This is a genomic window from Sulfurimonas sp. (assembly GCF_018698455.1).
In the GTDB taxonomy this organism is placed as follows: Bacteria; Campylobacterota; Campylobacteria; order Campylobacterales; family Sulfurimonadaceae; genus Sulfurimonas.
The window spans coordinates 1-8,924 of the sequence record NZ_JABIOQ010000069.1; the positions used below are offsets into that span (position 1 = coordinate 1).

The window sequence follows — 8,924 nt, forward strand, 5'->3', positions numbered from 1 at the left end:
AAGTGATAAAACATTGATTCCTCTCACGAATCGCTTCTCTTTATTGGAGTACAACTTATCCCGACTTCCTTCAATCTTTTTGCCTGTTTTATCTTCGATAGTATCATCTATGATAAATATATTTACACCTTCATATGTTTCACTATTTTGTATAGAGTTATGAGTTTAATTGCTCTGTAGTATGTGGTTTTGGTTTTATTATGCTATTTGTTGATGAATATTAGGTGCGAAAGTTAAGTAAAGGGATTAGGTGATTACTATTCTTGTTATCAGTTTGTAAGAAAAGTACTCAAATGGGGTTAAGTCCTAAAGTAAAAGTTATAGTTATCGCTTGAGCCCGATATTTAGATATACTCCGTTTACAAATGAAGGATAGACTATGGCTTATATAGATTTAACAACTAAAAATTTTAATGAAGTTCTGGATAATAACGAAATCGTAATAATTGACTTTTGGGCAGAATGGTGTGGACCTTGTCAAAAGTTTGCCCCGATATTTGAAAAGTCATCAGAGTATTACTCGGATGTAGTTTTTGCTAAAATTGATACAGAGGATCAGTCTGTTATCGCCAAACATTATGGTGTGATTTCTGTACCTACAGTTATGATTATGAGAGATGGTATTATTGTTATTAATCATGAAGGAACTTTGACAGAGGCCGAGATTTATGATCTTGTTACGCATGTCAGGTGTCTTGATATGGATAAGGTTCGCGAAGATTTAGATAACAATGAAGAATGAATTAAAGGGGTCAGGTGATCACTATCACTTTTTAATTGAGTATCTTGTTAATACTTGACTGTGCTAAACCTAAATGTTTTGCCAAGGGGTGTTGGGAATAGCTGCTTAGAACTAAAGTGCTCTATTTACTTTAATTGCATGTAGTATATTTGATATAATGCCAATAAAATATAATTAGAGAGTCTAAGCAGTGGAAAACCAATTTATAGAATTTAAAGTAGGTCAGAGATGGAAAACTCAAATGAATCAAATATATATTATTAAAGAAATACGTGAAGAGGAAGAATATTCTCTTGCTTGCATTAGTATGAACTCTGGCAGAAAACATTTTTTTGATGAAGATGGTTATGCAGTCGCGGGTTATCCTACTGATGATGACTTAATTGAAATGCTAGATCATGCTGATAAATCTGTAGAACGAGTTTATTAAGCTTAACCTTATAAATCTTGTTAACATTGGGTAAAACCCCTAATGTTATCCGTTACCTTCTATTTTTATATCATCAGAGATGATAAACAATGGAGTAGTATGTATCGCAAGTATAGTCGTACCACACCCTATAGCAAAGCCATATTTCTCATTCTCATAAATAATAGCAATGCCACTCATCATATCCATATATGAGAGTGCCGTATCTGGTACAGTACGTGAAGAGTTTATATTTATAAACTCTAACTTAACGCTACTAATATCCTCTCCATCATCATCTTGAAGCGCCAATTCAAGTTTATATATCAAACATAAGTAGATGTATAGATGGAAATAGGGTGGAATGTAATTGGTTGATTGCTTTGAAAGTTCGTTGTAGTAAGATTGAAGTGTGGATGGGGTAGAGGGATTATATCCTTGCCTATTATAAAGGGTTTAAATGTTTATAATTAAAATTAAGCCCCATAATGAGCCCCTAAAATCCAAAGTGCTAACCACTTAAAAATTCACATATTCATTTAACATTATATCAAATTCTTTCTGTAGTTCAGGTGGTTCAATAACTTTTATATGAGGCAGCCATCTTTTTAATATTGAGAATACCTCTTCTTTATTTGTCATATAAGTTGTAAGTTCACAGCTTCCGTTTTCATACTTTTTTAAGCTCTGACCTTTAATAGGTTTCCTTTCGAAATATACTCTAGCGGTGTTATCAAGATATAGTATAACCTCAAATGGTTCTTTAGATGGGTCAAACCAAATATCTTGTGCTTTTTCAATACTCGATAAAACTTTATCTTTATATTCAAATGTTTCATCAGATACAACTATAGCTGACATCTCTTTTAAGTAGAATTTTGGATAATAATCATTGTGTTGACAAAACAGGTAGAAAAATCCATCAAAGATAACTATCTTGTAAGGCTTAACACCTTCATATATTTTTATATCATCTGGCTTATACCAACGTTTATATTTAAAGGTCACCATTTTTCGTTTTGAAATAGCAATTTCTAATTGCTGAACTAAATTCATTTTATCAGATATGTCCTCTACATCAATACGAGTATAAAAAGGAGACTCTATATGACTTTGAATATTACTAAGAGCAGTTTTAGCTTTAATGTAAAACTTACCACCAATATCTTTTGAAAGACTATCTAGCATATTGACAGCCGTTGTGGCTTCTTTGGAGGTTGTTTTCTTTTTCGAGATGCTAAACCTCTTACCATCATCTGCTCTTATTACACCATAGCTTCCTTCCATAAGCTTTTTAAAGTCTCTTTGAAGAGTTTTGGTTTGTATATCCCATTCTCTTGATAATTCTGTTATAGAAAGTATTTCACCAGAGTTTAATCTCTCTAAAATTTGGTTGTGTCTTTCGTACTGTGCTGTCGGCTTAATACTCATTTTCTCTCTTATGGACATTTAATGTCCTTATTATACATTAAACTTTTACATTAACAGTAAAAAAAGGATGCATAATGAAAAGAAGAAGCTTTTTTAAAATACTAATAGCCATATATGGGCTTATCGGCTCAGTAGCTTACTCTAAAGAGAAAGAACATATATCCAATAAGGATAAAGATGAAAACTTTAATAAACTCTGTATTATGGGTATCGGTGGAGGTGGTACTAATATTGTAGATGCTATATCAAGGTTAAAGACTAAACATATGTATATTCATATGAATAGTGATTACAATTCTCTTAAGCAGAAAAAATCAAAAAACAAAATCTTACTTGGGTGGAATGAAAAGCTTGGATTAGGATGTGGAGGCAAAGTTGAATGTGGTGTGAGCTTAATAAATAATGAGGTTAAAATCAACATTGCTCGTTTGACAAAAAATGTTGATACAGTTTATATCGTTTCATCAATGGGAGGAGGATTAGGTAGTGGAGCAACACCAGAAATAGTAAAGTATTTAAAAGAAATAGATAAAAAAATCTTTGTGTTTGTAACTGTTCCATTTAGTTTTGAAGGAAGGAAACGATTGTCTATCGCATATCAATCAATTGAGAAAATTGCAGAAGATGCGGATAAACTTGTAGTATTTAAAAATGATGAATTACTTAATAACAATAATGAATTGGGTGTAAGAGATACATTCAACATGACCTCAAATGCATTACTTAGAATGATAAATTCGTAGATGAGATATCATGAGTGAAGAAGATATATTAAATGAGATATTGACTAATCCTTACATATTGGAAGAGGAGGGTGAAAGGTATCTCACAGATAAGGATTTTATGTTGTATGCATCTATAAAGTATGCTTGGGTGTTTGAATACACAGATGATAAACTAAAGGCCGATAAGGAGTTTATCCTTCAGGTTCTCAAATACTCTCCATCCTGCTTTAAATGGATAGATAGAAAACTGAAAAACAACAATCAGTTTGTACTTCAAGCTGTTAAAGTAAATGGCTTAGTTTTAGAATATGCACTTAAACAATCAAAGGTTGATAAAGAGATTGTTCTTGAAGCACTTAAAGAAAATGGAAAAGCTTTTATATTTGCACACAAGAAGTTCTATTTAGATAGAGAGGTCGTTTTAGTAGCGATGAAGAATGGTAGTACAGGTTTAGGATACTTAAATGAGTTATTACAAAGGGATAAGGAAATAGTACTTAGTGCAGTTATAAATAACGGCAGTTCTTTAGAGCATGCTAGTACGGAGCTACAAGCAGACAAGGAAGTGGTTTTAACGGCAATAGAAAATGATGGTTGTGCTTTAGAATATGCAAGCCAAGAACTACAATCCGATAAAGAGATAGTTTTAAAAGCTATCCAAAATGATAGTGATGCTTTAGAATTTGCATCTAATACACTATATTCAGATAAAGAAATTATTTTGAAATCTATAGAAGATGGGAAAGACAACTTGAAATATGCCGACGATAGATTGCTATCGGATAGAGAGTTTATTCTTGATGTAGTTGGCAAGTATGGAAGTGCGCTTAAATATGCTAGTCAAGAGCTATGCTTTGAAAAGGTTATTGTACTCAAAGCAATGGAAGATGACCCATATGCTTTACTATACTCTGATAAGTTATTATGGTTTGATAAAGAGTTTATGATTGAGGTTAATAATACTATTGGAGTATCTTTAGAAGGAGTTGATAAGAAATATATGAATGACTTAGATTATTGTAGTGAGCTGATGGCTTGGAATATTAGTAAAAGTGTTAATTCAAACCGAGAGCATATGCTCAAATTGGTGAAGAGAAAAGGTACAACAATATGGAGTGCAAGTGCAGAGTTGAAAGCCGATAGAACAGTTGTTTTAGAAGCTGTGAAAAATGATGGTGATGCTCTGTGGAATGTAAGTGAGGAACTGAAAGCAGATAAGGAGATAGTCATGATAGCTGTAAAAAATGACGCCTTTGCTTTAAGGTATGCAAATATGGAGCTGAGAAATGATAAAGATGTAGTCCTACAAGCAGTTATAAGTAATGGAATAACCTTGGAGTATGCAAGTGAAAGTTTGAAAGCAGATAAAGAGATAGTATTTACTGCTGTTAAGAGTAATGGCTTGGCTTTACAATATGTAAAAAATAGCTTGAAAGATGATAAGGATGTTACAAATAATGCCATTAAAAACAATGTTTTAGCAAAAAGGTTTATTCAAGGCATGACGGAAATTCAAAAGGATGTAAAATGGTAATTAATGTGTTAGTATATTGTAATCAAACTGAGAGATATTAAATGAGTTTACAAGATATGCAAAAAGAATTAGATAGTCTTTACAGAAAAATACTAAACAGAGAAAGACTAGAAAAAGAATTTGGTGATACTATTGAAAAAGGTCAACAAAAAGGCAAGGCAATAGCTGAAGTACTTTCAGCTCCTTTTATATTGCATATTGACGAAAAATATATAGATGCAAAGAAAAAGGTGCTATATATTGGTAGAGAGACAAATATATGGTGGGGACAGCTACATCAGTTTATGAAAGACACTGAAGGCTCAATAGAACTTTTAAAAGAGCGTTATAAAGCGGAGTTTGATGGTGGAGAGGTAATTAAAGGAAATGGGAAGTTGGCTCATTATGAGAAAGAGAAGTTTGGGAGTAGTGCATTTTTCAATAAATATAAATATACACGAGACAATCTCAAAGATAATGAAAATTCACTTATATGGACTAACCTGTTAAAAATGGATAGTGGAGCTAAAGGCTACTCTAAAAATTCAATTAAGAATGAAAAAGTTCAAAAAATATCTAAAGAGATACTTCAAGCAGAGATTGAAATATTAAAGCCTGACGCTATCATATTCTTAACTGCTACAGCAAAAAATACAAAGGCATACGATGATTTTATTAAAGATGTATTTGAAGGTTATGAAACCTTAGAATTAGTGTCAGGTCAATATTGGAAGTTTCAATATAAAAATATTGATTGTTACCGAACACTACATCCACAAAGTCATAGATTTAGAAAAGATATAACAACAGATTATTATAAAAAAATTGTTGATGATATTAACAATTCATAAAGGATACAAATGTACACAAAATATTTAGACTACTTAAAAAACACTTTTCAAGGGGCATTATTAGTTCTTGCTATCATGTTCGCAATACCACTTATGGTTTTTTTAAGAGCATATGTTCTATTAAAGCTTTGGGGTTGGTTTATTGTACCTGTGTTTCATGTGCAAGACATTAATTTTTGGCAATCACTAGGTATATTAATTGTTATTGCATTTTTAAGATATAAATATACTTCCAAAGAAGATGCTGATGAAGGGATTATGCCAAATGTATACTCCGTTACGGTTTCCTTGGGTTTTTTAGGTTTTTCTTGGATTATACATTCATTATATTTTTAGAAGCTAGGTAGAATGTCAATGTCAATGTCAATGATATAAATAGCTTCCAATATATAAGGATAAAAGATGAATAGTGTACTTGAAACTCAAGTTATAGAATTTTTACAAGAGATAGGTTTTTATCTTAGAATTAAAGGTTAATAATGTCTGGATATATTTTAAAATGTACAAGTTGCCAAGAATTATCACAATTTGTCAAGTCATCATACTCTGAAGAAGGTATTATGACTAAAAGGATTGATAAAGTTAAGTGCCCTTACTGCTCTCAGCTGCTTTTGATTAAAGATACACATGTTGTTCATAGAAAGCCACTTCCAGCTATTAATAAGTACAAAAACATACCTTACAGTATCAAAGAAGTTAATCAGCTTTTTAACACTTCCTCTCATGCTGTATTATTACTATTAGAAGATTATGAAGATATCGTACTTGATACTTCTATGGATGATTAAGCCGAAGAGATAAAATATAAGTAATAACATCTATGATTTTATGGACACTTATTGTCCATAGTCTGAAGTATAATTTTTACAATAAAAGAAACTATAGTATCAGGAAGATGAAAATGAAGCATATAATGTTAGATATAGAAACAATGGGGCTAAAGGGAAACTCAGCGATTATATCAATAGGGGCAGTTGCTTTTGACCCAGATAATAATTGCTTGGGAGAGACATTTTATGTCAATGTCGATTTGTCCTCATGCATTAATCATGGATTAGTGGTTGACGGTGGGACTATAGCATGGTGGATAACTCAAAGTAGTGATGCAAAAAAATCTCTCTTTAAAGATGCTAAACCATTAGATGAAGCATTATCGACATTTACAGACTACATCCATCAATTTAAGAAGGTGAAAGTATGGGGAAATGGTTTAGGATTTGACAATGTCATCGTGAAAAATGCTTATGCAGCTTTAAAAAGAGACAGACCATGGAGTGATTTTCAAGATAGGGATATGAGAACTATTGTTGATATAACTGAGTCCATTTACGGCAAGCAGACTAAAGAGAAAATAGGTATAGCACATAATGCTTTAGATGATGCGATAAATCAAGCTAATACAGTTTGTAAGTATTGGCAATTATTAAAAGGTAAATAAAGAAAAGGATTAAATATGACAATAGCATTTGTATGTCCAGACAGTTTTAATGATTATGAAGCTGTAGAAAAAGAATTGTTAAAAAATGAAGGCCTAGATAAAATAACATGTGCAACAACCAATTCATGTAGTTTAGCTAAAAAATTTGCAATAAAGCATAATGTTGAGCACTATAGAGAGACTAGAGGTAAGAAAATATTTAACCTCCATAAGATTGTACAAAGTGCAGATAAAGTAGTTCTTTTTGAGTATTCAGACTACGATGGAGTTACATATTCTCGAACACAAAAAGCTTTAGAACATGCTAATAAATTAAAAAGAGAATTACAATATATAAAGTACGAGAGATAATATGGAAAGTGCAACACAACTTTTTAGACAAAGAAAGGATGGTTTTTGTCACTCAGAAAGCAGATGGAGTGCAGTTGCTCAAATGGCTTTCATATGGATGTCAAAAGAAAAAAACAAAGATACCTATTTAAATGTATTTAAATCTCAATACATAAAGAAGAAAAAAAATTGGTTAAGAGCAGATAGTAAATTTGCATTTTTAAATTGGTCTGTACTTGAGAGTAGTATAGTTGAAGGAAATATAAAAGATTATTTTTTACACTATTTCCCAAAAGATACTGACATCCCAAATATGAAACCAGATATTGTATTAATTGATAAAAAGAATGATGAAACAAATATAGTGATAATTGAAGTGAAGACTGTCGGTGCTAAAGTAAAAGGTAATATTGAAAATTATAAAGACTTAGTTGAAAAAATTAATCTAAAGCCAGGTTATACATGTGAATTATACTACCTTATGTCTTATGGTCATGAAGACTCTAAGTTACATGCCGATTGGTCGGTTTTAGATGAGTATGACATGAATATACTTCTATGGGAAGATTTGTTTATAAATATGGAAAAGTTGAAATGTCCATTAAGAGATTTTATTACACCTTTTGGAGATATGAAAAAGTGGAATAAGAAAATTAGTGAGTTTAAAGAAGGATAATTATGGCTAAAGATTTAATGTATACTTCATCAGTGGAAATAGCTAATATTAAAGAAGTAACTAAAACTTTTTTAGCAGGAGAGGTAGTCAATGTAGATGTTAGGTCAGCTAAGGTTGATGGTAAATTCATCGATAAATCTTTTGCCATAATAACCTTAGAAGACTCTCGTGGTAGTATAGAAATAATGATATATTCAGAGCATATTAAAAAGTTAGAGTTGATAAACTTAGAAGATAAGGTAGTCTTTGAAGTAGAAGTAATTCCTAAAGACGACTATCATCAAATAAAAGTAATAAACATACTAACACAAGATGAAATAAACTAGACGTTAAATGTCCATTCTATACTTTATACTTCTTTCATTAGGAGCATAACAATGGGAAAAAACAAAAGACTCTTTAAAGAAGCGAAGGCTATTGTATTGTCTAACAATAATTTTAATATAGCTTTTTTACAAAGAAATATGCAGATAGGTTACAATCGTGCATGGGATTTAATGGATGTTATTAAGAGGTCGCTAATAAATAAAGAGACTAGGTACTATAAAAGACTTGTTTCCAAAAACAAAAAAAAGCTTAGCCATGCTAAATAATAAATTAAAAATTGTTGTAGTTGGAATAGGTAGTGCCGGAAGTCAGATAGTATATCATTTACAAAAACTAAAACTTACAAATACGACTTTAGTAAACATTGCTCACAGCCAATAATCTCGGACAGCCAGCTGTAAAATCGTCGGACAGTTGTAAGTAAAGAATCTCTAAGTGCAAAATTATAACACAAGTGTCCGACTGAGTTTTATCTTTTAGTG

15 protein-coding genes are annotated in these 8,924 nt (G+C 31.3%); 13 read left to right on the plus strand and 2 right to left on the minus strand.

All coding sequences use genetic code 11. From position 1 onward, the window contains the following. Nucleotides 1-379: 379 nt before the first annotated feature. Nucleotides 380-742, plus strand: a complete 363-nt coding sequence (trxA, locus tag HOG88_RS09930) for a thioredoxin (RefSeq protein ID WP_295005728.1) — start codon at nt 380-382, stop codon at nt 740-742. Between the two features lie 241 nt (nt 743-983). After that, the gene (locus HOG88_RS09935; RefSeq protein ID WP_295005730.1) at nt 984-1,172 is read left to right on the plus strand and encodes a hypothetical protein; all 189 of its coding nucleotides are present in this window, start codon (nt 984-986) and stop codon (nt 1,170-1,172) included. A 45-nt stretch (nt 1,173-1,217) separates the two neighbouring features. Here the strand turns inward: HOG88_RS09935 and HOG88_RS09940 are convergent, their stop codons facing one another. Further along, entirely contained in the window at nt 1,218-1,463 is a 246-nt protein-coding gene (locus tag HOG88_RS09940) for a hypothetical protein (RefSeq protein ID WP_295005732.1), read from the minus strand. 207 nt (nt 1,464-1,670) lie between these two features. After that, nucleotides 1,671-2,600 carry a YafY family protein gene (locus HOG88_RS09945; protein ID WP_295005734.1) on the minus strand — a complete coding sequence of 310 codons (930 nt, stop codon included), beginning with the start codon at nt 2,598-2,600 and terminating at the stop codon, nt 1,671-1,673. Between the two features lie 56 nt (nt 2,601-2,656). Here HOG88_RS09945 and HOG88_RS09950 point away from each other — a divergent pair, with 56 nt between their 5' ends. The 11 genes from HOG88_RS09950 (at nt 2,657) to HOG88_RS10000 (ending at nt 8,823) form a co-directional block, all read left to right on the plus strand. Then, a complete protein-coding gene (locus tag HOG88_RS09950; RefSeq protein ID WP_295005736.1) occupies nt 2,657-3,325 on the plus strand; it encodes a hypothetical protein in 669 nt (222 codons plus the stop codon). Nucleotides 3,326-3,335: 10 nt separating this feature from the next. Further along, nucleotides 3,336-4,841, plus strand: a complete 1,506-nt coding sequence (locus HOG88_RS09955) for a DUF4116 domain-containing protein (protein ID WP_295005738.1) — start codon at nt 3,336-3,338, stop codon at nt 4,839-4,841. A 41-nt stretch (nt 4,842-4,882) separates the two neighbouring features. After that, nucleotides 4,883-5,671 carry a hypothetical protein gene (locus tag HOG88_RS09960; protein WP_295005740.1) on the plus strand — a complete coding sequence of 263 codons (789 nt, stop codon included), beginning with the start codon at nt 4,883-4,885 and terminating at the stop codon, nt 5,669-5,671. A gap of 9 nt (nt 5,672-5,680) precedes the next feature. Next, nucleotides 5,681-6,007 carry a hypothetical protein gene (locus tag HOG88_RS09965; protein WP_295005742.1) on the plus strand — a complete coding sequence of 109 codons (327 nt, stop codon included), beginning with the start codon at nt 5,681-5,683 and terminating at the stop codon, nt 6,005-6,007. A gap of 143 nt (nt 6,008-6,150) precedes the next feature. Then, nucleotides 6,151-6,459 (plus strand): hypothetical protein, encoded by a 309-nt coding sequence (locus tag HOG88_RS09970; RefSeq protein WP_295005744.1) that lies wholly within the window; start codon nt 6,151-6,153, stop codon nt 6,457-6,459. 113 nt (nt 6,460-6,572) lie between these two features. Beyond that, nucleotides 6,573-7,109, plus strand: coding sequence for a 3'-5' exonuclease (locus HOG88_RS09975; protein WP_295005746.1), 537 nt, complete (start codon nt 6,573-6,575; stop codon nt 7,107-7,109). A 15-nt stretch (nt 7,110-7,124) separates the two neighbouring features. After that, on the plus strand, nt 7,125-7,460 hold the full coding sequence (locus HOG88_RS09980; protein ID WP_295005748.1) for a hypothetical protein: 336 nt from the start codon (nt 7,125-7,127) through the stop codon (nt 7,458-7,460). 1 nt (nt 7,461) lies between these two features. Then, a complete protein-coding gene (locus HOG88_RS09985) occupies nt 7,462-8,115 on the plus strand; it encodes a hypothetical protein (RefSeq protein WP_295005750.1) in 654 nt (217 codons plus the stop codon). A gap of 2 nt (nt 8,116-8,117) precedes the next feature. Further along, nucleotides 8,118-8,441 carry a hypothetical protein gene (locus tag HOG88_RS09990; RefSeq protein WP_295005752.1) on the plus strand — a complete coding sequence of 108 codons (324 nt, stop codon included), beginning with the start codon at nt 8,118-8,120 and terminating at the stop codon, nt 8,439-8,441. A 51-nt stretch (nt 8,442-8,492) separates the two neighbouring features. Then, on the plus strand, nt 8,493-8,708 hold the full coding sequence (locus HOG88_RS09995; RefSeq protein WP_295005754.1) for a DNA translocase FtsK: 216 nt from the start codon (nt 8,493-8,495) through the stop codon (nt 8,706-8,708). Continuing rightward, on the plus strand, nt 8,698-8,823 hold the full coding sequence (locus tag HOG88_RS10000) for a hypothetical protein (protein ID WP_295005756.1): 126 nt from the start codon (nt 8,698-8,700) through the stop codon (nt 8,821-8,823). Before HOG88_RS09995 ends, HOG88_RS10000 begins: the two co-directional genes overlap by 11 nt. Nucleotides 8,824-8,924: the final 101 nt, after the last annotated feature.